This is a genomic window from Streptomyces sp. NPDC104581, from assembly GCF_055583685.1.
The window spans coordinates 43,447-64,844 of the sequence record NZ_JBVJNN010000034.1 but is presented as its reverse complement, the minus strand read 5'-3'; the positions used below and the strand labels follow the sequence as shown (position 1 = coordinate 64,844).

The following is a 21,398-nucleotide window of genomic DNA, read 5'->3' as shown; positions in this document are numbered from 1 at the left end:
CGGCGCGGGCCCGGCCAACACCCGGGCGCGCTTCGCCCGTTAGGACTGTAGGGATTCGGTCCACGACGGGAAGCGCCATGATCGAGACAATGACTCTGGTGGACCAGAACTGCCATGGCGTCCTCCGTACGGAGCTGGGCCTCGGCACCTTCGAGGCCCAGCTCGGCCGGACCGCCGGACCGCCCGCCGCGGGCACCACCTTCTTCGACACCCAGACCGGCTTCGCCGTACGGCGCTGGTGCCCGCCGCTTCTGGGACTGGAGCCGCACACCTCACCCGCCGGCTATCTCGCCAGGCGCCGGGAGCTCGGCGTCCTGGAGGCCGGACGACGGCTGCTGCGCGGCACGGGCGTCACCACCTATCTGGTCGACACCGGGCTGCCCGGTGATCTGACCGGACCCGAGGAGATCGCCGCGGCCGGCGCCGCCGATGCCCGCGAGATCGTACGGCTCGAACTCCTCGCCCAGCAGGTGGCCGACACCTCGGGCACCGTCGACTCGCTGCTCGCCAATCTCGCCCACGCCGTGCACACGGCCGCCGGGTCGGCCGCCGCCTTCGTGTCCGTGGCCGCACTGCGCCACGGCGCCGCACCGGCCTGCGATCCGCCCGGCCCCGGCGAGGTGCGCGGGGCCGCGGGGCGCTGGCTCGCCCGGCGGCGCGTGGGCGGCCGGCTGACCGACCCCGTACTGCTGCGCCATCTGCTGTGGACCGCCGTCGCCACCGGGCTGCCGCTCCAACTGCACGCGGGCGGCGGCGAGGGGTGCCGGGCCGACTGCGCCGACGGCGGTCCGGCGCGGATCGCGGGCTTCGCGGCGGCCACCGCCGGGCTCGGCACCGATCTGGTGCTGCTGCACGGACTGCCGCACCACCGGCACGCCGCCCGGCTCGCCGCCGCGCATCCCCATGTGTACGTGGATCTCGGCCCGGCTCTCGCGCACACCGGCGCCCGCGCCGCCGACGTGCTGGCGGAGGTGCTGGAACTGGCGCCGTTCGGGAAACTGCTCTACTCCAGCGGCGCGCGGGGTCTGCCCGAACTGCACGTGGTCGGGGCCAGGGTGTTCCGGCAGTCGCTGGCGCGGGTGCTCGGCGGCTGGGTTGCGGACGGCTCGTGGGCGCTCGCCGACGCGCGGCGCGTGGCCGGGATGATCGCCTCGGGCAACGCCCGCCGGGTGTACGGCCTGGACGGTATGTGACGGCCGCCGTCGGCCGACCCGTTCACCCGTACCGGACGGACCGGCCGGGCCGGTCAGTTCACGCGGTGGACAGCGCCGGGTCGGCCGGGTCCGCCTGCGCCGGGATCGCCGGGTCGGCCACGGGCCGCTCCCGCAGGCTCAGGGCGAGGCGCAGCACCGCGATCCAGGTCAGCGCGGAGCCGAGCATATGGATGCCGACCAGGAACTCGGGCACGTCGGTGAAGAACTGGACGTAACCGATGGCGCCCTGCGCGAGCAGCACGATCAGCAGGTCACGCGCCCGCGCCCGGACGTCGTCCGGGGCGTCCACCACCCGCAGCACCAGCCACATCGCGATCGCCAGCGCGCAGACCGCCCAGGCCGCCGCCGCGTGCACGTGCGCCGCGTCGATCCAGTCCCACGGCATGCGCGGGACCTCGCTGCTGTCGCCCGCGTGCTTGCCGGAACCGGTCACGGTCGTCCCCAGGGTGACCAGGAGCACGGTCGTGACGACCAGCGCCCAGGACAGCTTCCGTACGGGACGGGGGACCCGCGGCCGGGGTGTGGTGTCGCCCTCGCGAGTGCGCTGCCAGACCAGCACCGTGACGGTGAGCAGGGCGTTGGCGAGCAGGAAGTGGACGGCCACCGTCCAGGGGTTCAGCTCCATGTGGACCGTGATGCCGCCCATGACGGCGTTCACCACCACCAGCCAGAACATGCTCCACGCGAGCCGGGTGAGGCCGCGCCGGCGGGGCTTGACCGACCGGGCCGCGACGATCGCCCAGCCGACGGCTGCCGACAGGACGTACGTCAGCATCCGGTTGCCGAACTCGATCGCGCCGTGCAGACCCTGCTCGGGCGTCGCGAACAGGCTGTCGTCGGTGCACTTGGGCCAGGTGTCGCAGCCGAGCCCGGAGCCCGTGAGCCGGACCGCGCCGCCCGTGACGATGATGACGACGGTCATCACGACGGCGGAGAGCGCGGCGCGGCGCAGGACGCGGGGTGAGGGCGTCCAGCGCCGGGCGATGTAGTCGAGTGGGTTCCACACGGCAACCATGGTAGGCGGAGGTTTGTGAACGCAGTCACGAGGGGTGGCCGAGGGCGGCGGCCGGCACCGTCGGCCGCGGCTGTCCCACGGGACCGGCGTCGGCCCCGCCCGTGGGTCACCCGGTGTCCTGCTCCCAGCGGAAGAGACGGGCCGCGGCGCCGAGCCCGAGCACGGACCAGACGGCCAGCACCCCGAGGTCGCCCCACGGCGTCCCCGCCCCGTGCTGGAGCACCTCCCGCAGCCCGTCGGAGAGCGCCGAGATCGGCAGCAGGCCGAGCAGCGTCTGCGCCGTGTCCGGGAACCTGTCGAGCGGCACGATCACACCGCCGCCCACCAGCAGCAGGACGAAGACCAGATTCGCCGCGGCCAGGGTCGCCTCGGCCTTGAGCGTGCCCGCCATCAGCAGGCCGAGCCCGGAGAACGCCGCCGTACCGAGAACGAGCAGCAGCAGCACGGCCAGGGGGTTGCCCTCCGGTGACCAGCCGAGCGCCAGCGCGATGACCGTCAGCAGCACGATCTGGAGCACCTCGGTGACCAGCACGGAGAGCGTCTTGGCGGTCATCAGCGCCCAGCGCGGCAGTGGCGAGGCGCCGAGCCGCTTCAGCACCCCGTAACGGCGCTCGAATCCGGTCGCGATGGCCTGCCCGGTGAAGGCGGTCGACATCACGGCCAGCGCGAGGACACCGGGCGCCAGGAAGTCGACCGGCGCGCCGGCGCCGGTGTCGATGATGTCGACCGTCGAGAACAGCACCAGCAGCAGGCTCGGGATGATCACGGTCAGCAGCAGCTGCTCGCCGTTGCGCAGCAGCATCCTCGTCTCGAAGGCCGTCTGGGCGGCGATCATCCGCGGCAGCGGTGCCGCGCCCGGCGCGGGCGTGTATCTGCCCGCGCCCGCGCCCGTACCCGTCTCCGTACCCGCGCTCATGGCCGCAGCTCCTTGCCGGTCAGTTCGAGGAAGACGTCCTCCAGCGTGTGCCGTTCAACGGAGATCCCGTCCGGCATCACCCCGTGCTGCGCGCACCAGGAGGTCACCGTCGCGAGCAGTTGCGGGTCGACCGTGCCGCCGATCCGGTACACGCCCGGCGCCGGCTCGGCGGCGGCCGACCCGTCGGGCAGCGCCTTGAGCAGCGAGCCGAGGTCGAGCCCGGGGCGCCCGGTGAAGCGCAGGGTGTTCTCGGCTCCGCCCCGGCACAGCTCCTCGGTGGTGCCGTGCGCCACCACCCGGCCCGCGTCGACGATGGCGACGTCGTCGGCCAGTTCCTCGGCCTCGTCCATGAAGTGCGTGGTCAGGACGGTGGTCACGCCGTCGGCGCGCAGCTCGCGCACCAGGTCCCAGGTGGACCGGCGGGCCTGCGGGTCGAGCCCCGCGGTCGGCTCGTCCAGGAACACCAGCTCGGGCCGCCCCACGAGGGCCATGGCGAGCGAGAGCCGCTGCTGCTGGCCGCCGGAGAGCCGCCGGTAGGCCGTACGGCCACAGCCGCCGAGCCCCAGGCGTTCGATCAGTTCGGTCACGTCCAGCGGGTTCGCGTGGAGGGTGGCCATGTGGCGGAGCATCTCCTGCGCGCGGGCGCCGGAGTAGACGCCACCGGACTGGAGCATCACCCCGACGCGGGGGCGCAGCCGCGCGCCGTCGGCCACCGGGTCGAGTCCGAGGACCCGCACCGTGCCCTCGTCCGGCCTGCGGTAGCCCTCGCAGGTCTCGATCGTGGTGGTCTTGCCGGCTCCGTTGGGGCCGAGGAGGGCGGAGACCGTGCCCGCCCGGAACGTCAGATCCAGGCCGTTCACCGCGGCCCTGGCCCCGTACCGCTTGACCAGGCCCCGGACCTCGACCACCGGTTCTCCGACGACGCTGCGCATGCCGTGAGTCTAGGCAGCGGCCCCGCGCGCCGCGGGTCCGGGGGCGCTTCTTAGGTGACCCTAAGTGACGTAGGGCACCACTCGTCGTACCGGACGGCTGTTGTCACTCCCGAAGGAATTACGCAACAATGGCGTTGTGAAATACGTGGGCGAGGCTCCGCAGGAGGAACTCGCGACCGGTGAGCGCTCCACGCGCAACCGGGTCGCGCGCTCCATCCTGGACCACGGCCCGTCCACCGTCTCCGATCTCGCGGGGCGCCTGAAGCTCACCCAGGCCGCCGTCCGCCGCCATCTCGACGCGCTGGTCGCCGACGCCGTCGTGGAGCCGCGTGACCAGCGAGTCTACGGCTCACGGGGGCGCGGCAGGCCCGCTAAGGTGTTCGCCCTGACCGACTGCGGCAGGGACGCCTTCGACCAGTCGTACGACAAGCTCGCCGCCGACGCCATCGAATGGATCGCCCGCAGCGCGGGCGGCGGCGCCCGGGGCGAGGCGGCCGTCGGCGCCTTCGCCCGCGACCGGATCGCCGGCCAGGCGGGGGCGTACCGGGAAGCGGTGGCGGAGGCCGCCCCCGACAGGCGCACGGAGGCGCTCGCGAAGGCGCTCAGCGCCGACGGGTACGCTGCTACGGCTCGTAGCGCTCCCAACCAGCAGGGCGAGCAGCTCTGCCAGCACCACTGTCCGGTGGCCCACGTGGCCGAGAAGTACCCGCAGTTGTGCGAGGCGGAGACGGAGTTCTTCTCCGAGCTGCTGGGCACCCATGTGCAGCGGCTGGCGACCATCGCCCACGGCGACGGGGTGTGCACGACGTTCATCCCGCACGGCGCCGGGCACGGCGCGCCACCGGGCACCTCACGGGCCGCCGAGGCTCCGGGGCCCGGCACCCCACCGACCGATCCACCGCAGACAGACCAGCAGACCGAACATCAAGCATCCGAAAGCACGGCCGGGAGGAACCCCGCATGACGCTCCCCACGGAGACCGCCCATCCTGAGCTCGACGGACTGGGCAAGTACGAATACGGCTGGGCCGACTCCGACACGGCAGGCGCCGCCGCGAAGCGCGGGCTCTCCGAAGAGGTCGTGCGCGACATCTCGGCGAAGAAGAACGAGCCCGAGTGGATGCTGAAGCTCCGTCTCAAGGGCCTCAAGCTGTTCGGCAAGAAGCCGATGCCGAGCTGGGGCTCCGACCTGTCGGGCATCGACTTCGACAACATCAAGTACTTCGTCCGGTCCACCGAGAAGCAGGCGGAGTCCTGGGAGGACCTGCCCGAGGACATCAAGAACACCTACGACAAGCTCGGCATCCCGGAGGCGGAGAAGCAGCGCCTCGTCGCCGGTGTCGCGGCCCAGTACGAGTCCGAGGTCGTCTACCACCAGATCCGCGAGGACCTGGAGGAGCAGGGCGTCATCTTCCAGGACACCGACACCGCGCTCAAGGAGCACCCGGAGCTCTTCCAGGAGTACTTCGGCACGGTCATCCCGGTCGGCGACAACAAGTTCGCGTCGCTGAACTCGGCCGTGTGGTCCGGCGGTTCGTTCATCTACGTGCCGAAGGGCGTGCACGTCGAGATCCCGCTCCAGGCCTACTTCCGCATCAACACCGAGAACATGGGCCAGTTCGAGCGGACGCTGATCATCGTCGACGAGGACGCCTACGTCCACTACGTCGAGGGCTGCACCGCGCCGATCTACTCCTCGGACTCCCTGCACAGCGCCGTCGTCGAGATCATCGTCAAGAAGGGTGGCCGCTGCCGTTACACGACCATCCAGAACTGGTCGAACAACGTCTACAACCTGGTCACCAAGCGTGCCGTGGCCTACGAGGGCGCGACCATGGAGTGGGTCGACGGCAACATCGGATCCAAGGTCACCATGAAGTACCCGGCCGTCTACCTGATGGGCGAGCACGCCAAGGGCGAGACGCTCTCCATCGCCTTCGCGGGCGAGGGCCAGCACCAGGACGCCGGCGCCAAGATGGTCCACATGGCTCCGAACACCTCCTCCAACATCGTCTCCAAGTCGGTGGCGCGTGGCGGCGGCCGTACCTCCTACCGGGGTCTCATCGAGATCGGTGAGGGCGCGCCCGGATCCAAGTCCAACGTGCTCTGTGACGCGCTGCTGGTCGACACCGTCTCGCGCTCCGACACCTACCCGTACGTGGACGTCCGCGAGGACGACGTGTCGATGGGGCACGAGGCGACGGTCTCCAAGGTCTCCGAGGACCAGCTCTTCTACCTGATGAGCCGCGGGATGACCGAGTTCGAGGCCATGGCGATGATCGTGCGCGGCTTCGTCGAGCCGATCGCCAAGGAACTGCCCATGGAGTACGCCCTGGAGCTGAACCGGCTCATCGAGCTCCAGATGGAAGGCTCCGTCGGCTGACGCCTCACCGCGCCAGTCCGCAGCAGAGACCGATTACCCAAGAGGCAGAGAGAGAGCACGACGACAGCCATGGCTGAGGCTCAGAACATTCCGGTGGGTTCCACCACCGCCGGTTCGATCGCGGTGGCCGCCGAGTCGACCGTCGCCACGCGCATGAGCGCGCCGCCGTCCTACGATGTCGCGGACTTCCCCGTTCCGCACGGTCGCGAGGAGGAGTGGCGGTTCACGCCGCTGGAGCGGCTGCGCGGTCTCCAGGACGGTACGGCCGTCGCCGACGGCCGTATCCGTACGGAGGTGTCCGCCCCCGCGGGCGTCGTCCAGGAGACCGTCGGCCGCGACGACCCGCGCGTGGGCAGGGCCGGTACGCCGGTTGACCGGGTCGCCGCGCAGGCGTTCACGTCGTTCGAGAAGGCGTCGGTCGTCTCCGTTCCCAAGGAGACCGTGCTCACCGAGCCGATCCGGATCGCCGTGCACGGCCAGGGCGGTACCGCGTTCGTGCACCAGGTGGTCGAACTGGGCGCCTTCGCCGAGGCGGTCGTGGTCATCGACCACACCGGTGACGCGGTGGTCGCCGCCAACGTCGACTTCCTCGTCGGCGACGGCGCCAAGCTCACCGTCGTGTCCGTGCAGGACTGGGACGACACCGCCGTCCATGTCTCCCAGCACAACGCGCTGGTCGGCCGGGACGCCTCGTTCAAGTCGATCGTGGTGACCTTCGGCGGCGACGTCGTACGCGTCCACCCGCGCGTGCGGTACGCGGGCCCCGGTGGCGAGGCCGAGCTGTTCGGCCTGTACTTCACCGACAAGGGACAGCACCAGGAGCACCGCCTCCTGGTCGACCACAACGCCCCGCACTGCAAGTCCAACGCCGTCTACAAGGGCGCCCTCCAGGGCGACGACGCGCACGCCGTCTGGATCGGCGACGTGATCATCCGCGCCGTGGCCGAGGGCACGGACACCTACGAGATGAACCGGAACCTGGTCCTCACGGACGGTGCCCGCGTCGACTCGGTGCCGAACCTGGAGATCGAGACCGGCGAGATCGCCGGCGCCGGTCACGCCTCGGCCACCGGCCGGTTCGACGACGAGCAGCTCTTCTACCTGATGTCGCGCGGAATCCCGCGGGTCGAGGCCCGCCGCCTCGTCATCCGCGGCTTCTTCGCCGAGCTGGTCCAGCAGATCGGACTGCCCGACGTCGAGGAGCGCCTGATCGCCAAGATCGAGGCGGAGCTGGAGGCGTCCGTCTGATGAACTTCGTCCGAGTCTGCGGGCTGGCCGAGCTGGAGGAAGGCACCCCCAAGCGGGTCGAACTCGACGGCGTACCGGTCTCCGTCGTCCGTGCCGAGGGCGAGGTGTTCGCGATCAACGACATCTGCTCGCACGCCAACGTCTCCCTCTCCGAGGGCGAGGTCGAGGGCTGCTCTATCGAGTGCTGGCTGCACGGCTCCACCTTCGACCTGCGTACCGGCAAGCCGAACGGCCTGCCCGCGACGCGCCCCGTCCCCGTATACCCCGTACAGATCCAAGGGGACGATGTGCTCGTCTCCGTCACCCAGGAGTCCTGAGTCACCCATGGCAACCCTTGAAATCAACGACCTGCACGTCACTGTCGAGGCGGAGGGCGGTGCCCGCGAGATCCTCAAGGGCGTCGACCTGACCGTCAAGCAGGGCGAGACGCACGCCATCATGGGCCCCAACGGCTCCGGCAAGTCGACCCTCGCGTACTCCATCGCGGGCCACCCCAAGTACACGATCACCGGTGGCACCGTGACGCTGGACGGCGAGGACGTCCTGGACATGACCGTCGACGAGCGCGCCCGCGCCGGTCTCTTCCTCGCGATGCAGTACCCCGTCGAGGTCCCCGGGGTCTCGGTCTCCAATTTCCTGCGCACCTCCGCCACCGCCATGCGCGGCGAGGCACCCAAGCTGCGTACCTGGGTGAAGGAGGTCAAGACCGCGATGGAACAGCTCCAGATGGACCCCGCGTTCGCCGAGCGCAACGTCAACGAGGGCTTCTCCGGCGGTGAGAAGAAGCGCCACGAGATCCTTCAGCTCGAACTGCTCAAGCCCAAGGTCGCGATCCTCGACGAGACGGACTCCGGTCTGGACGTCGACGCGCTGCGGGTGGTCTCCGAGGGCGTCAACCGCGTCCGGGAGAGCGGAGAGGTCGGCACGCTGCTGATCACGCACTACACGCGGATCCTCCGCTACATCAAGCCCGACTTCGTGCATGTCTTCGCGCAGGGCCGTATCGCCGAGTCCGGCGGTGCCGAACTCGCGGACAAGCTGGAGAACGAGGGCTACGAGGCGTACGTGAAGGGTGGCGTATCCGCGTGACACAGCCGTCAGGCCTCCTCACCGGGCCGGACCGACTGCTCGACGAGGCGGTCCGCAAGGACTTCCCCCTGCTGGACCGGCTGGTCCACGACGGGAAGAAGATCGTCTACCTGGACAACGCGGCGACGTCCCAGAAACCGCGCCAGGTACTCGACGCCCTCAACGGGTACTACGAGCAGCACAACGCCAACGTGCACCGCGGCGTCCACGTGCTCGCCGAGGAGGCCACGGCGCTGTACGAAGGGGCGCGCGACAAGGTCGCGGCCTTCATCAACGCGCCCAGCCGCGACGAGGTGATATTCACCAAGAACGCCTCCGAGTCGCTCAATCTCGTGGCGAACATGCTGGGCTGGGCCGACGAGCCCTACCGGGTGGATCACGAGACCGAGATCGTCATCACGGAGATGGAGCACCACTCCAACATCGTGCCGTGGCAGCTGCTCGCGCAGCGCACCGGAGCGAAGCTGAAGTGGTTCGGCCTCACCGACGACGGCCGGCTCGACCTGTCGAACATCGACGAGGTCATCACCGAGAAGACGAAGATCGTCTCCTTCGTGCTGATCTCGAACATCCTGGGCACGGTCAACCCGGTCGAGGCGATCGTCCGCCGCGCGCAGGAGGTCGGCGCGCTGGTGCTGATCGACGCCTCGCAGGCGGCCCCGCACGTCGCGGTGGACGTACAGGCGCTCCAGGCCGACTTCGTGGCCTTCACGGGTCACAAGATGTGCGGCCCGACCGGTATCGGTGTCCTGTGGGGCCGCCAGGAGCTGCTGGAGGACCTTCCGCCGTTCCTCGGCGGCGGCGAGATGATCGAGACCGTGTCGATGCACTCCTCCACGTACGCCCCGGCGCCGCACAAATTCGAGGCGGGGACGCCCCCGATCGCCCAGGCGGTCGGCCTCGGCGCGGCCGTGGACTATCTGAGCGCGATCGGCATGGACAGGATCGCCGCGCACGAGCACGCCATCACCGAGTACGCGGTACGGCGGCTGCTGGAGGTCCCCTCCCTGCGGATCATCGGCCCGTCCACGGCCGAGGAGCGCGGTGCCACGATCTCCTTCACACTGGGGGACATCCACCCGCACGACGTGGGGCAGGTGCTGGACGAGCAGGGCATCGCCGTCCGGGTCGGTCACCACTGCGCGCGGCCGGTCTGCCTGCGGTACGGAATTCCGGCGACCACGCGGGCGTCGTTCTATCTGTACTCCACACCGTCCGAGGTCGACGCCCTGGTCGACGGGCTGGAGCACGTCCGTAATTTCTTCGGATGAGGGACTGACCGGTGAAGCTGGATTCCATGTACCAGGAAGTCATCCTGGATCACTACAAGCACCCCCACGGGCGCGGTCTGCGGGACGGCGACGCCGAGGTGCACCACGTCAATCCGACGTGCGGTGACGAGATCACGCTCCGCGTGAAGTACGACGGCTCGCGCATCGCCGACGTGTCGTACGAGGGCCAGGGCTGCTCCATCAGCCAGGCCAGCGCGTCCGTCCTGAACGACCTGCTGGTCGGCAAGGAGCTGGCGGACGCGCAGAAGATCCAGAGCACCTTCCTGGAACTGATGCAGTCCAAGGGAAAGATCGAACCCGACGACGCGATGGAGGAGGTGCTGGAGGACGCCGTGGCGTTCGCCGGCGTCTCCAAGTACCCCGCCCGGGTGAAGTGCGCGCTGCTGAGCTGGATGGCGTGGAAGGACGCGACGGCCCAGGCACTGGGCGACACCGCGCAGAAGGAGAGGGCATGAGCGAGAACGAGACCGTGACGATGAAGCCGGCCTCCGAGGAGGAGGTCCGCGAGGCGCTGTACGACGTCGTCGACCCCGAGCTGGGGATCGATGTCGTCAATCTGGGCCTGATCTACGGCGTCCACATCGACGAGTCCAACGTCGCCACCCTCGACATGACACTGACGTCGGCGGCCTGTCCGCTGACCGACGTGATCGAGGACCAGGCGAAGTCGGCGACGGAGGGCATCGTCAACGAGCTGAAGATCAACTGGGTCTGGATGCCGCCGTGGGGTCCCGACAAGATCACGGACGACGGCCGCGAGCAGCTGCGCGCGCTGGGCTTCAACGTCTGAGCCGACGGCCACACCGAACGGTGCGAGCGGGCCCCACGATCCCGGTGATCGTGGGGCCCGCTCGTCGTGCGCGGGGGTTCAGGGGCCGACGGGGGGAGCGGCGGGCGCGGCCGCCGCCGCCGCGATCAGCTCCGGCGCCAGGTCCTCCTTACGGATGCGCTGGTCGACGTAGAGGAGACCGAGCACCAGCTGGGGGAAGGTCGTCGAGAAGATCTGGCCGACGAGCCGGCCGACCAGCGCCAGGACCAGATAGCCGCTCACGGCGACGAAGACCTGGCCGAAGGTCGGCTCGTCACCGAAGTCTCCCGTGTCGAACGCGCCGGGGAAGAGCCTCGTCACGTTGAACACCTGCTGGAGCGCCAGACCCGCGACCGAGGCGATCACCGAGGCCAGCAGCGAGATGCCGCAGATCCGCCACCAGGCGCCGCGGACCAGTCCGGCCGAGCGGCGCAGCGCGCCGACCGGGCCCCGCGACTCTATGACGACGACCGCCGGGGCGAGACTGAACAGCACCCACAGCCAGACCGCCGGGGGGCCGACCACCAGAGCGCCCGCGAAGGCCAGCGGGATCAGCAGGCCGGCCGGGTCCCAGCCGCCCGTGGCGACGACCGTGACCATGGTGGACACGACGCCGGTGATGAACAGCAGCACCGGGATCACCATGATCAGCCCGCTGACGAAGACCGTTCCGATGACGGCGGGCACCCGCGACAGTGCCCGCAGCAGGACCGCGCCCACCCGGACCGGCCTGCCGAGCACCGCCTCCTGGACGATCGCCGGGCAGCAGGTCTGCATCATCGCCGTCGCCAGCAGCATCACCGCCGTCACCACGATCCAGACACCGGCGAAGGCTACGATCAGCGGCCGCACGTCGTCCCAGGAGGGTGCGGAGTGCCCGGGGTCTCCGGCGACGGCGGACAGTCGGTCGCCGACGGCGGCGTACGCGACGGCCAGCGCCCCGCAGGCCACCAGCAGCGCGACCCCGTACACGGCCACGGCGACACCGAGCAGTTGCCGCCAGTAGCGGCCCAGCGTGGAGAACGCGCCGCCGAGTATCTCGCCGAGGTCGAGCGGGCTCAGCGGTATCACGCCCGGCTTCGGCCCCCGGGGGCGCGGCCGGCCGCCCCCGCCGGGCGGGCCGCTTCCGTACGGAGGCGGTCCCCAGCCCTGCGGAGGCTGCCCTCCGTACGGAGGCGGTCCACCGCCGTACGGTCCGTGTCCGCCCGGCGGCCCGCCGTCCCCCGCGCCGCCGCCCCACCCCTGGTCCCGCTCCACCGATCAGCTCCGATGTGTGTCCGACTTCCGGCCGGGACACGGTAGCCGCTCCACCGGTTCCACCGGCTCGGTTCCACCGGCTCCACCAGGACTCCGGCCATTTCTGTGTACGGGTGTACGCAACCATACGTACACTCGTACACATGGGACTGGGACACGGATTGCTCGCCGTCGCCATCGCGGCGGAGGTGGCCGCCACGACGGCCATGAAATACAGCGAGGGCTTCACCCGGCTCTGGCCCTCACTGGGCGCCGTCGCCGGCTACGTCCTGGCCTTCGCCCTGCTCGCCCAGACGCTGAAGACCCTCTCCGTCGGCACCGCGTACGCGATCTGGGCCGGTGTCGGCACCGCCGCCGTCGCCGCCATCGGCATGGTGTTCCTGAGCGAGGCGGCCACCCCCGCGAAGCTCGCCGGTATCACGCTCGTCATCGCCGGTGTCGTACTCCTGAACGTCGGCGGGGCCCACTGATGGCCCGGCGGTACGACCCCGAGCGGCGGCAGCGCATCATCGACGCGGCGATCCGGGTCGTCGGGCGCGGCGGGATCGCCGGGCTGAGCCACCGCACCGTCGCCGCCGAGGCCGATGTGCCGCTCGGCTCCACGACGTACCACTTCGCCTCCCTGGACGAGCTGCTGGTCGCCGCGCTGCGGCAGGCCAACGAGGGCTTCGCCACCGTCGTCAGGGAGAGCGACGGCCTCGCCCGCCCCGACTGCGACATCGCGGACGAGCTGGCCCGGATCACCGGGCGCTGGCTGGCGGCGGACCGCACCGGCGTCGAGCTGGAGTACGAGCTGTACCTCGCCGCCCTGCGCCGCCCCGCGCTGCGCCCGGTGGCCGCCGAGTGGTGCGACGGGGTCATGAGGATCCTCGCGGACCGCGTCGACACCGTGACCGCCCGCGCGCTGGTCGCGCTGATCGACGGCGTCTGCCTCCAAGTGCTGCTCACCGGCGGGCAGTACGACATCGGCTACACACGGGAGATGCTCGGCCGGATCCTCGCCCGGTCGTCGCCGCCGCTGTCCCCTCCGCCGTTCACTCCGTCCTCGGCGGCGGCCGGCGCGCGGGCGGCCCCGGTAGATTGACCGCATGACCACCCCGCCCGCCACGCCCGCCCCGGAGTCCGGACCGGAGCACGCGGCCGTCATAGGTCCCGAGATCACCTACGCGGAGTGCCGCCAGTGCGGCACGCTCATCGCCGGGCTCGACGGCCGCTACAGCTGCGGAGTCTGCGGCTGGGTGAACCACCACTCCGAGGGGCACCGGCTCCTCCCGCGCGCCGAGGACGACACCACCCGCGCCGCCGGCGACAGGAACGACAACCGGCTCGGCTGAACCGCGAACGCCCCCTCGGGCGGGACCCGGTGCCCGTACGCCGAGACCGGTTGGCCTCCGCCCGCGGGCGCCCGTTAGGTTTCGCTCATGACCGACACGACTGCTACTCGCACCACCGGCGCCGTCGCCGCCGGGCTCGCCACCCTCACCGAGGACGGCACCGTCCTCGACACCTGGTACCCCGCACCCGTGCTCAGCGACGAGCCGGGCCCCGCCGGTACCGAGCGGCTGACCGACGACCGCGCGGCCGAACTGCTCGGCGACGCCGCGCGCAGGGCCGTCGGACCCGATCCGCGCCGCGGGGTCGAGGTCGTCGCCGTCCGTACGGTCATCGCCTCGCTCGACGACAAGCCGCTGGACGCGCACGACGCCTACCTGCGTCTGCATCTGCTCAGCCACCGGCTGGTGAGGCCGCACGGCCAGAGCCTCGACGGGATCTTCGGTCTGCTCGCCAACGTCGCCTGGACCTCGCTCGGCCCGGTCCCCGTCGACACGCTGGAGACGGTGCGCCTCAACGCCCGCGCGGAGGGCCTGCACCTCCAGGTCACCTCCGTCGACAAGTTCCCGCGCATGACCGACTACGTCGCCCCCAAGGGCGTCCGGATCGGCGACGCCGACCGCGTCCGCCTCGGCGCGCACCTCGCCGAGGGCACCACCGTGATGCACGAGGGCTTCGTCAACTTCAACGCCGGCACGCTCGGCACCTCCATGGTCGAGGGCCGGATCTCGGCCGGTGTCGTCGTCGGCGACGGCTCGGACATCGGCGGCGGGGCCTCCACCATGGGCACCCTGTCCGGCGGCGGCACCGAGCGCATCGTCATCGGCGAGCGCTGCCTCATCGGCGCCGAGGCGGGCGTCGGCATCCCGCTCGGCGACGAGTGCGTGGTCGAGGCGGGTCTCTACATCACCGCCGGCACGCGCGTGACGCTGCCCGACGGGGAGATCGTCAAGGCCCGCGGACTGTCCGGCGCCTCGAACATCCTCTTCCGCCGCAACTCGGTCACCGGCAAGGTCGAGGCCCGCCCGAACAACGCGGTCTGGGGCGGTCTGAACGACGTCCTGCACAGCCACAACTGACGCCGCGCGGGGGCTCGCGCGTACGCTTACGCCTCCGCGCGCACCACGGGGGGACGGGGATCCGATGAACGGGCGACAGCGCCCGGCCGCGCTGCTGGCCGGGGTGTCCGTCCTGCTGCTGACGGCGGCGGGCTGTGCGGACCTCAGGAGCGAGATCGAGGCGGAGACCGGCGCGGGCGCCGCCCCGGCCGCGCCCGCGCAGTCCCCGCCGCCGACCGCGGCCCCGCCCTCCTCGCCGCCGTCGTCCCCGCCCGCCGCGACGCCGGCGCGCCCGGGGTGCCCGCCCTCGGGCCTGGACGTCGTGATCGGGGGCGAGGACGCCGCGATGGGCCACCGCGTGGTCACCCTCCGGCTCTGGAACTGCGGCGACGCGCCCTACCCGGTCAAGGGGTATCCCGGCATCGAACTCCTCGACGAGGCCCGCGAGCCGGTCGATGCCGAGGTCACCCACGAGAACGACCACAGCTACACCGGCAGACGCGACGACCGGCCCCGGCAGCTGACGCTCGCGCCCAACGCCACCGCGAGCGCGGTACTGCACTGGAACAACCGCGTCACCTCCGTGGACGGCGCCCCCACCCCCGGTGCCCATGTCCTCGTCACCCCCGCCCCCGGCGAGGAGCCCGTCTCCCTGCCGCTCCCCATCGACCTCGGCACGGAAGGCACCCTGGACGTGACCTCCTGGGCGGCCGATCCTGTCAGTGGCCGGTGATCCAATGGACCCCATGGACACCGAACGCGCCGACCCCGCCGACCTCGACTCGCTGCGCGCGGCCTTCCCGCCCGAGCTGCGCAGACCCCCGCTGGGCTGGGACGCCGTCCACGCGTTCGAGCGGGAGCAGGGCGTCGTGCTGCCGGAGCCCTACCGCACGATGGTCGCCGAGATATGCGACGGCAGCGGTGAGGGGCCGGCGGACGTCGACGGGCTGATACCGCTGAGGCAGCTGCCCGCCGACTGGGGCGCCGACGGCGCACAGCGCGCGCCCGCGAAGCCGTTCCCGCTCACGGAGGCGTGGGTGTGGGAGGACGACCCCAGACCGTACGAGGAGCTGGAGCCGCTGATCGACGAGGTCGGCAGCGACGGCAGCATCGTGCTGGGCACGGACGGCTGCGGGCTCTACTGGCATCTGGTCGTCACCGGGTCGCAGCGCGGCCGGATATGGGCCGTCAGCGATGTGGGCGCGGCGCCCGCAGAGGACGAGCCCGGATTCGCCGACTGGGTGGCGCACTGGGCGAAGTCGCGTTGACTTCAACCGCACTTCATATTTGAGCATGGTGAGCCAAGCCGTACCACTCCGGTGCGGCGACGAGGAGGGATCACCATGTCCGTGCGGGTCAGCACCGTCCCTGAGATCACTCGTCCGGGTGTCGGCGCCGTCAAGGTGAGCACCTGGTACGTCGGCACGCCCGAACGGCAGCGCGCGGCGGTGGAGGCGATCGGCGAGGCATGGGGACGCCGGGACTGGCCGGACGGTGGCCTCCTGTCGTACAGCGTCATGGTCGGCGAGGACGGCAGGACGCTGCTGCACTACTCGCAGTGGCGCGACGAGGCGGCCTACCAGGACTTCGTGCGGGCGGGCCGGGACGAGCGCAACGCGGAGATCGACGCGGCGGTGCCGGGGATCGAGCGGCTCGGGCTCGGCTCGTACGAGCTGTACCGCAGCGGGGCTGCCGAGGGAGACACCCGCGAGCCCGGCTGTGTGGTGATCGTGGACGTCGAGTTCGACGGGCCCGACCCCGTGCGGCAGCGGGAGTGGACGGACACCGTCTTCGCGGCCCTCGACAGCGACCGTTACGAGCGGTCGGCCGGGATCGCGGCGCACTTCCACGCGAGCACGGACGGCACGCGGGTGCTCAACTACGCGGAGTGGGAGGACACGCGGGGCCACATCCTGGCGCTCAAGGCGCCCGGGGACGGCGCCGGTTCGGGCTCGGAGCAGTGGGAGAAGGTGCGGACCTTCCCGGGCCTGGTGGGCAGCACGGTCAACAGGTACACCCCGGCGATCAGCCTCGCCGCGGGCTGACGGACGGCTCGCCCCGGCCGCGTGGGGGGGCATGCGGGTCGCGCGGAGGGAGCGGTGGGGGGGGGGGGGGGGGGGGGGGGGGGGGGGGGGGGGGGTGGGGGGGGGCGCCCCCCCCCCCCCCCCACCGCCGTTCAGGCAGACGCGGCCCCGGTCACGGGCGGAAGCGCAGCACCTGCGGGTCGTGGTCGCTGTTCTGGTCGGCGAACTCGGCGTTGATGTGGACGCTGTCGTAGTCGAAGTCGTCGACCGCCGGGCTCGTCAGGATCTGGTCGAGGACCTGGCTGTTGCCCTGGTAGACGTACGAGTAACGCTCCGGGGCCGGCAGGGACTTGATCGCCGGGTACAGCGCGCCGTCGGCGGTGAGCGCCTTCGTGGTGGCGGAGAACTCGAAGTCGTTGATGTCGCCGACCACCAGGACGCGGGCGCTCCGCTGGATCTTGAGGAGGTCCTTCACGAAGGTGTTGACGGCCTTCGCCTGGAGGTGCCGCTGAACCTCGGAGATCCGGTTCGGCGGCTGGTGGTGCGAGACCAGGCTCTCGTCGCCGCCCTTGGAACCGAAGTGGTTGGCGATCACGACGACCGGCTTCCCGCGGAAGGTGAACTCACCGGCCAGCGGCTTGCGGCTGTCCTTCCAGGCGGCGTTCGTGGGGTCGATCCGGCCGGGGGAGAGGCTCAGACCGGCCTTGCCGTCCTGCTGTACGGCTTCGGTGGCGGTGGTCGCGTCGCCGCCCGCGCGGTCGGTGAAGGAGACCCGCTCGGGGTTGAAGAGGAAGACCTGGCGGATGTTGCCGCCGGGCTCGCCGCCGTCCGTCTTGTCCTCCGGGTCGACGGTGCGCGCCTCGTACGCCGGACCGCCGGCCGCCACGATCGCCGCCGTGAACTTGGCGATCGTCGCACCGGCGGAGACGGTGCCGTCGTCCGTCGCGCCGTTGTCGTCCTGGATCTCCTCCAGCGCCAGGATGTCCGGCGACGACAGGTTGGTCACGACGGCGCCGGCGAGCGCGTCGAACTTCTCCTGCGGGTCGGACGGGTCGAGGTTCTCGACGTTGTACGTCGCCACGGCCAGCTCGTCCCGGCGCTGCGCACGCGTCGTCTCGGGCTCCGCGCCGCCGCCGGTGACCTCGCCGAGCGTGCGGGCGGTCAGCGTGTAGCCGCCGAACTGGTTGAAGTCCAGCGGGCCTTCGGTGCCGCCGGACAGCACGTCACCGACATCGGCCTTCGGGAATGGCCGCTCGGCGGCCGGGGCCAGCTGCTGGATCTGGATCCTGCCGGTGTTCTGGTCGTCGTAGCCGCCGTAGACCGTGCCGCCGCGGCGGTTGTCGTTCTCCTTCGGCTTGACCGTCACCCACAGCTCCGAGTACGGGTCGGTGGCGCCGACCACGCGCGAGGTGCCGACGCGGACGTTCATGCCCTCCAGCGACTCGTAGTAGTCCAGCGCGTAGCTGCGGGGCTTCAGCGTCAGGCCGTTGATGCTGTTGCCCGTCGCGGCGGTGCCCTTCGGGGTGTACGCGGCCGGTACCGACTTCGCCGAGATCGTCACCGGCGCGGGCAGTTCGTTGCCGGAGGAGACGACCGTGACCCTCGGCGACGAGAGCTGGGTGAGGGACTGGTTGCCGGATGCGGCGCCGCCCGGGACGTACTCGGTGACCGTGCCGGACACCTTGACCGAGTCGCCCACGGCGACCGTCGGCACGGCGTTGGTGAAGACGAAGATGCCCTCGCTCGTCGCGGCGTCCTTGTCGGGGTTCGGGTCCTGGAACCAGAAGCCCCGGGAACCGTAGGTCCGTACGCCGGTGACGATGCCGGGCACGTCGGCCACGGGGGTGCCCACGAGCGGCGATATCCGGCCACTGCCCTGGATGCCGTGGATCCTGACCTCGGCGGCGGACGCCGAGGAGGATCCGGCGAGCAGACCGGCTGCCAGCGCGGTGGCGACGAGGGCCGAGACGGCGGCCGTTCTCGGTACGGATGAAGGCATTACGGGACTCCGGGGGTGAGAGAGGGTGACGGAGTGGAGCGAGCTTCCACCCGTGGTTCCACGTGTGGTTCTACGCGCGTCAATCTCTTGCGTGGGCGCATGTGTTGTCAAGGGTGTGCGGGTGTACGCCCGTTGTCGGCCAAGTGAACCGGGTGGGATGGGGTGAAATACGTCTACGCTTGGGCGCCCTGGACCCCGCAAGGCGCAAGGAGAATCACCAGATGTCCGGAGACCGCCCCACCCTGCCGCCGGTGCGGCTGCCCTCGGACGCGGAGCTGGCGCGGGACGCGCTCGCCGTACCGCTGCTCGCCAGGGCCGTGCGTCTCGCCCGCTGGGCCGGGCCCGGGACGCGCGTCGGTGCGGGCGGTGAACTCGTCGAGGAGCAACTGCCCGCGGCGGCCGAGGTGCTGGGGCTCACCGGGAACGGGAGTCCCGACCCGACGGAGAGTGACGAGGCGCTGGCGGCCCAGGCGCGGGCGGAGGCCGAGGCCGAGGCGAGCGAGGCGTGGCGGGTGGCCGTGGACACCGGACTGGTCGAGGTCGAGGACTCCTCCGGTGAGGCGGAAGCGGCGGACGGGGCGGCCGGCACGGACGGAGATGACGACGGGGAGGGCACCGTCAGCGCCGGTGCCGCCCTCCAACTCGTCACCTCCGGCAGCCCGCAGGACGTCCTCTCGCTCTGGCTGGACGCCCTGGACGTCGTCTTCGCCGACGCGACGGCACCCGTCCTGGAGGATCTGGCCGGTGCCATCGGCGACGACGGTGAGATCGACCTCGACGCCCTGGACTGGGACCCGGAGGCGGAGGCCGAGTTCCTGGAGGGCGTCCTCGGGAACCTCTATCTGCTCACCGTCGGCGAGGGCGGGACGGACCCCGTCCCCGTACCGCTGCCGGTCCTCGCCGCGTCCATGATCGTCCCCGACGACATGGGGGAGCCCACCGACGACGTGCTGGAGCAGGTGTCGGACGCCATGATGCGGCTCGACGACCAGTTCGCCCTGCTGGAGCCGATCGGGCTCGTCACCTATGTGCCCGTGGACGAGGCCCTGATGGTCGACGACGCCGAGGCCGACGCCGTGCCGTCCGGCGACGACGAGGACGTGTCCCGGTACGGCGTGGTCACGCTGACCCCGCTCGGTCTGCACGGGATCAGGTCCCGGATGCGGGACGCGGGCGTCGAGGCGCCCGCCGTCGGCGACCTCGCCGACAAGGGCGCGGACGCGCTGCTCGACGGCGTCGCGCACTTCCCCGAGCCGGCCGCGCGGGCGGAGACCGAACAGTGGCTGGCCCACCGCGAACCCGCCGGGGCCGCACGCGAACTCCTCGCCGCCGCCAAGGGCGCCGACCCCGGCGCCCCGCTGCGCCGGCTGCACTGCCAGCAGTCCCTCGCACTCGTCGGCGTCGAGGCCGAGCCCGCGGTGCGCGAGGTCCTGGACGACGGGGAACTGGGCGGGCTCGCCCGCGTCTGGCTCGCGGAGCTGGGAGCCACCGATGTGCCGCCGCCGTCCGAGTCGATGATCTTCTGGCTGGCGATCGACACGATCGCGGCCCAACTCGACGCCGAGGGCGAGCCCCTGGAACTCCAGGAACTGGTGGAGGGGCTGGTCGGCCAGCACAGCGGCTTCTTCGACGCGGCGTGGCGGGTGGACCACCCGGCGACGGCGGACGTGCTGGAGGCGATGGGCCGGCTGCACCGGGACCGCAAGGCGGCGAAGGACGCCCGCAAGGCGGCGTTCAAGGCGAGGTCGCGCAACGGGGGCTGAGGCGGCGGAGTCCGGCGGCGGGGGCGGCCCGCCACCCACGCCGCCGCCGGCGTACCGGGTGGTGCCTCAACTCCGCAGGTGGGAAGCGCCGTTGAGGTCGAGCACCGCACCCGACGACCACTGCGCGCCGGGCGAGGCCAGCCACAGGACCGCCGCCGCGATCTCCTCCGCGCTCGCCACCCGGCCGAACGGGCTCTGCGCCCGGATCGCCTCGCCCTCCGCCCCGGCCAGCCGGCCGGCCACCCGTTCCGTGTCGAAGAAGCCCGGCGCGACGGAGGCGACACCGATGCCGTACGGCCCGAGCGACACCGCCAGCGACTGGCCCAGCGCGTGCACCGCCGCCTTCGTGGCGCCGTACGCGGGATGGTCCGGCTCGCCGCGGAAGGCGCCGCGCGAACCGATGTTGACGATCCGGCCGCCCACGCCGCGGTCGATCATGGACCGTGCCGCGCGATGGCTGAGCAGCGCCGTGCCGAGCACGTTCACCGACAGATGGCGCTGCCAGGTCGCCGCCCAGTCCTCGTACGAGGTGGTGGCGAGCGGATGAGGCTCGTTCACCGCCGCGTTGTTCACCAGCACGTCGATGCCGCCCAGCGCCTCCCGCGCCGTGTCGGCGATCCGGGCCGCGCCCTCGGGGTCCGACAGGTCACCGCCCAGCAGCGCGTGGCCGGTGCCGTCGAGCGAGTCCAGCGTGTGGCGCGCGTCCCGCTCACGGGTGCCGTAGTGGACGGCGACACGGTCGCCGTTGGCGGCGAAGGCGCGGGAGACGGCGCGGCCGAGACCTCGGGAGGCCCCGGTGACCAGGACCCGGCGGCCGGTCTGCGGGAGGTTCATGGGGGCGGGCCTTTCGGATGGGGGGCGGGGAGCGGTGCCGGTACGGGCGGGTGCCGTGCCGGCGTGTGTTGCGCCGGGGTGTCCGGCCGGCCGGCCGCGCGGACGCCGGGGCGCGGGGCGGTCGGCCGTCACACCTTCGGCGGTCCACACCGTCCGACGCCACCCCCCCCGTGCGCGGTCGATCACTGCGACGCGCAGAGGGTGTCCCGAGGTTGCGGCGGCCGTTCGGTACCGG

At 71.7% G+C, this 21,398-nt stretch carries 23 protein-coding genes; 17 read left to right on the top strand and 6 right to left on the bottom strand.

Annotated elements, in window-relative coordinates:
- Positions 1-77: 77 nt before the first annotated feature.
- Positions 78-1,193, top strand: coding sequence for an amidohydrolase family protein (locus tag ACZ61E_RS24665; protein WP_469702028.1), 1,116 nt, complete (start codon positions 78-80; stop codon positions 1,191-1,193).
- A 58-nt stretch (positions 1,194-1,251) separates the two neighbouring features.
- Here ACZ61E_RS24665 and ACZ61E_RS24660 read toward each other — a convergent pair whose 3' ends face one another.
- The 3 genes from ACZ61E_RS24660 to ACZ61E_RS24650 form a co-directional block, all read right to left on the bottom strand.
- Positions 1,252-2,229: a COX15/CtaA family protein gene (locus tag ACZ61E_RS24660; RefSeq protein ID WP_469702027.1), complete on the bottom strand. Its 978-nt coding sequence runs from the start codon at positions 2,227-2,229 to the stop codon at positions 1,252-1,254.
- Positions 2,230-2,335: 106 nt separating this feature from the next.
- The gene (locus ACZ61E_RS24655; RefSeq protein WP_469702026.1) at positions 2,336-3,145 is read right to left on the bottom strand and encodes an ABC transporter permease; all 810 of its coding nucleotides are present in this window, start codon (positions 3,143-3,145) and stop codon (positions 2,336-2,338) included.
- Positions 3,142-4,077: an ABC transporter ATP-binding protein gene (locus ACZ61E_RS24650; RefSeq protein WP_469702025.1), complete on the bottom strand. Its 936-nt coding sequence runs from the start codon at positions 4,075-4,077 to the stop codon at positions 3,142-3,144. The genes ACZ61E_RS24655 and ACZ61E_RS24650 overlap by 4 nt, the downstream gene beginning before the upstream one ends.
- Positions 4,078-4,213: 136 nt before the next feature.
- Between ACZ61E_RS24650 and ACZ61E_RS24645 the strand changes: the two genes are divergently transcribed.
- The 8 genes from ACZ61E_RS24645 to ACZ61E_RS24610 all read left to right on the top strand — a co-directional run bounded on the left by ACZ61E_RS24645 (position 4,214) and on the right by ACZ61E_RS24610 (position 10,878).
- A complete protein-coding gene (locus ACZ61E_RS24645; RefSeq protein WP_469702024.1) occupies positions 4,214-5,041 on the top strand; it encodes a helix-turn-helix transcriptional regulator in 828 nt (275 codons plus the stop codon).
- Positions 5,038-6,459 (top strand): Fe-S cluster assembly protein SufB, encoded by a 1,422-nt coding sequence (sufB, locus tag ACZ61E_RS24640; protein WP_469702023.1) that lies wholly within the window; start codon positions 5,038-5,040, stop codon positions 6,457-6,459. Before ACZ61E_RS24645 ends, sufB begins: the two co-directional genes overlap by 4 nt.
- 69 nt (positions 6,460-6,528) lie before the next feature.
- Positions 6,529-7,707 carry a Fe-S cluster assembly protein SufD gene (gene sufD, locus ACZ61E_RS24635; RefSeq protein WP_469702022.1) on the top strand — a complete coding sequence of 393 codons (1,179 nt, stop codon included), beginning with the start codon at positions 6,529-6,531 and terminating at the stop codon, positions 7,705-7,707.
- Positions 7,707-8,024, top strand: a complete 318-nt coding sequence (locus ACZ61E_RS24630) for a bifunctional 3-phenylpropionate/cinnamic acid dioxygenase ferredoxin subunit (RefSeq protein WP_469702021.1) — start codon at positions 7,707-7,709, stop codon at positions 8,022-8,024. The genes sufD and ACZ61E_RS24630 overlap by 1 nt, the downstream gene beginning before the upstream one ends.
- A gap of 7 nt (positions 8,025-8,031) precedes the next feature.
- Complete coding sequence (gene sufC / locus ACZ61E_RS24625) at positions 8,032-8,796, top strand: Fe-S cluster assembly ATPase SufC (protein WP_469702020.1); 765 nt, start codon at positions 8,032-8,034, stop codon at positions 8,794-8,796.
- Positions 8,793-10,067: a cysteine desulfurase gene (locus ACZ61E_RS24620; RefSeq protein ID WP_469702019.1), complete on the top strand. Its 1,275-nt coding sequence runs from the start codon at positions 8,793-8,795 to the stop codon at positions 10,065-10,067. Before sufC ends, ACZ61E_RS24620 begins: the two co-directional genes overlap by 4 nt.
- 11 nt (positions 10,068-10,078) lie before the next feature.
- The gene (sufU, locus tag ACZ61E_RS24615; protein ID WP_469702018.1) at positions 10,079-10,543 is read left to right on the top strand and encodes a Fe-S cluster assembly sulfur transfer protein SufU; all 465 of its coding nucleotides are present in this window, start codon (positions 10,079-10,081) and stop codon (positions 10,541-10,543) included.
- The gene (locus tag ACZ61E_RS24610) at positions 10,540-10,878 is read left to right on the top strand and encodes a metal-sulfur cluster assembly factor (RefSeq protein ID WP_078077928.1); all 339 of its coding nucleotides are present in this window, start codon (positions 10,540-10,542) and stop codon (positions 10,876-10,878) included. The genes sufU and ACZ61E_RS24610 overlap by 4 nt, the downstream gene beginning before the upstream one ends.
- A gap of 78 nt (positions 10,879-10,956) precedes the next feature.
- Here ACZ61E_RS24610 and ACZ61E_RS24605 read toward each other — a convergent pair whose 3' ends face one another.
- Positions 10,957-11,967 (bottom strand): DUF7847 domain-containing protein, encoded by a 1,011-nt coding sequence (locus tag ACZ61E_RS24605; protein ID WP_469702017.1) that lies wholly within the window; start codon positions 11,965-11,967, stop codon positions 10,957-10,959.
- 329 nt (positions 11,968-12,296) lie between these two features.
- Between ACZ61E_RS24605 and ACZ61E_RS24600 the strand changes: the two genes are divergently transcribed.
- From ACZ61E_RS24600 to ACZ61E_RS24570, 7 genes are all read left to right on the top strand, one after another.
- On the top strand, positions 12,297-12,623 hold the full coding sequence (locus ACZ61E_RS24600) for a DMT family transporter (protein ID WP_469702016.1): 327 nt from the start codon (positions 12,297-12,299) through the stop codon (positions 12,621-12,623).
- On the top strand, positions 12,623-13,237 hold the full coding sequence (locus ACZ61E_RS24595) for a TetR/AcrR family transcriptional regulator (RefSeq protein ID WP_469702015.1): 615 nt from the start codon (positions 12,623-12,625) through the stop codon (positions 13,235-13,237). Before ACZ61E_RS24600 ends, ACZ61E_RS24595 begins: the two co-directional genes overlap by 1 nt.
- A 4-nt stretch (positions 13,238-13,241) precedes the next feature.
- Positions 13,242-13,487, top strand: coding sequence for a hypothetical protein (locus ACZ61E_RS24590; RefSeq protein ID WP_469702014.1), 246 nt, complete (start codon positions 13,242-13,244; stop codon positions 13,485-13,487).
- 87 nt (positions 13,488-13,574) lie between these two features.
- Entirely contained in the window at positions 13,575-14,564 is a 990-nt protein-coding gene (gene dapD / locus ACZ61E_RS24585; RefSeq protein WP_469702013.1) for a 2,3,4,5-tetrahydropyridine-2,6-dicarboxylate N-succinyltransferase, read from the top strand.
- A gap of 64 nt (positions 14,565-14,628) precedes the next feature.
- A complete protein-coding gene (locus tag ACZ61E_RS24580) occupies positions 14,629-15,276 on the top strand; it encodes a DUF4232 domain-containing protein (protein WP_469702012.1) in 648 nt (215 codons plus the stop codon).
- A gap of 13 nt (positions 15,277-15,289) precedes the next feature.
- Positions 15,290-15,811, top strand: a complete 522-nt coding sequence (locus tag ACZ61E_RS24575) for an SMI1/KNR4 family protein (protein WP_469702011.1) — start codon at positions 15,290-15,292, stop codon at positions 15,809-15,811.
- Positions 15,812-15,886: 75 nt separating this feature from the next.
- Positions 15,887-16,588: an antibiotic biosynthesis monooxygenase gene (locus tag ACZ61E_RS24570; RefSeq protein ID WP_469702010.1), complete on the top strand. Its 702-nt coding sequence runs from the start codon at positions 15,887-15,889 to the stop codon at positions 16,586-16,588.
- Positions 16,589-16,739: 151 nt separating this feature from the next.
- Here the strand turns inward: ACZ61E_RS24570 and ACZ61E_RS24565 are convergent, their stop codons facing one another.
- Positions 16,740-18,566, bottom strand: coding sequence for an endonuclease/exonuclease/phosphatase family protein (locus ACZ61E_RS24565; protein ID WP_469702009.1), 1,827 nt, complete (start codon positions 18,564-18,566; stop codon positions 16,740-16,742).
- A 221-nt stretch (positions 18,567-18,787) separates the two neighbouring features.
- On the opposite strand from ACZ61E_RS24565, the gene ACZ61E_RS24560 reads away from it, so the two are divergent.
- Positions 18,788-20,329: a hypothetical protein gene (locus tag ACZ61E_RS24560; protein WP_469702008.1), complete on the top strand. Its 1,542-nt coding sequence runs from the start codon at positions 18,788-18,790 to the stop codon at positions 20,327-20,329.
- 66 nt (positions 20,330-20,395) lie between these two features.
- On the opposite strand, the gene ACZ61E_RS24555 is transcribed toward ACZ61E_RS24560, so the two are convergent.
- Positions 20,396-21,163, bottom strand: a complete 768-nt coding sequence (locus ACZ61E_RS24555; protein ID WP_469702007.1) for an SDR family NAD(P)-dependent oxidoreductase — start codon at positions 21,161-21,163, stop codon at positions 20,396-20,398.
- Positions 21,164-21,398: the final 235 nt, after the last annotated feature.

Coding starts and splice junctions, on each gene's coding strand:
- ACZ61E_RS24560 (WP_469702008.1), top strand. CDS start 18,788: ATGTCCGGAGACCGCCCCACCCTGCCGCCGGTGCGGCTGCCCTCGGAC.
- ACZ61E_RS24630 (WP_469702021.1), top strand. CDS start 7,707: ATGAACTTCGTCCGAGTCTGCGGGCTGGCCGAGCTGGAGGAAGGCACC.
- ACZ61E_RS24655 (WP_469702026.1), bottom strand. CDS start 3,145: ATGAGCGCGGGTACGGAGACGGGTACGGGCGCGGGCGCGGGCAGATAC.
- ACZ61E_RS24660 (WP_469702027.1), bottom strand. CDS start 2,229: ATGGTTGCCGTGTGGAACCCACTCGACTACATCGCCCGGCGCTGGACG.
- ACZ61E_RS24575 (WP_469702011.1), top strand. CDS start 15,290: ATGGACACCGAACGCGCCGACCCCGCCGACCTCGACTCGCTGCGCGCG.
- ACZ61E_RS24590 (WP_469702014.1), top strand. CDS start 13,242: ATGACCACCCCGCCCGCCACGCCCGCCCCGGAGTCCGGACCGGAGCAC.
- dapD (WP_469702013.1), top strand. CDS start 13,575: ATGACCGACACGACTGCTACTCGCACCACCGGCGCCGTCGCCGCCGGG.
- ACZ61E_RS24610 (WP_078077928.1), top strand. CDS start 10,540: ATGAGCGAGAACGAGACCGTGACGATGAAGCCGGCCTCCGAGGAGGAG.
- ACZ61E_RS24580 (WP_469702012.1), top strand. CDS start 14,629: ATGAACGGGCGACAGCGCCCGGCCGCGCTGCTGGCCGGGGTGTCCGTC.
- sufD (WP_469702022.1), top strand. CDS start 6,529: ATGGCTGAGGCTCAGAACATTCCGGTGGGTTCCACCACCGCCGGTTCG.
- ACZ61E_RS24600 (WP_469702016.1), top strand. CDS start 12,297: ATGGGACTGGGACACGGATTGCTCGCCGTCGCCATCGCGGCGGAGGTG.
- ACZ61E_RS24565 (WP_469702009.1), bottom strand. CDS start 18,566: ATGCCTTCATCCGTACCGAGAACGGCCGCCGTCTCGGCCCTCGTCGCC.
- ACZ61E_RS24570 (WP_469702010.1), top strand. CDS start 15,887: ATGTCCGTGCGGGTCAGCACCGTCCCTGAGATCACTCGTCCGGGTGTC.
- sufB (WP_469702023.1), top strand. CDS start 5,038: ATGACGCTCCCCACGGAGACCGCCCATCCTGAGCTCGACGGACTGGGC.
- ACZ61E_RS24650 (WP_469702025.1), bottom strand. CDS start 4,077: ATGCGCAGCGTCGTCGGAGAACCGGTGGTCGAGGTCCGGGGCCTGGTC.
- ACZ61E_RS24555 (WP_469702007.1), bottom strand. CDS start 21,163: ATGAACCTCCCGCAGACCGGCCGCCGGGTCCTGGTCACCGGGGCCTCC.
- ACZ61E_RS24665 (WP_469702028.1), top strand. CDS start 78: ATGATCGAGACAATGACTCTGGTGGACCAGAACTGCCATGGCGTCCTC.
- sufC (WP_469702020.1), top strand. CDS start 8,032: ATGGCAACCCTTGAAATCAACGACCTGCACGTCACTGTCGAGGCGGAG.
- ACZ61E_RS24595 (WP_469702015.1), top strand. CDS start 12,623: ATGGCCCGGCGGTACGACCCCGAGCGGCGGCAGCGCATCATCGACGCG.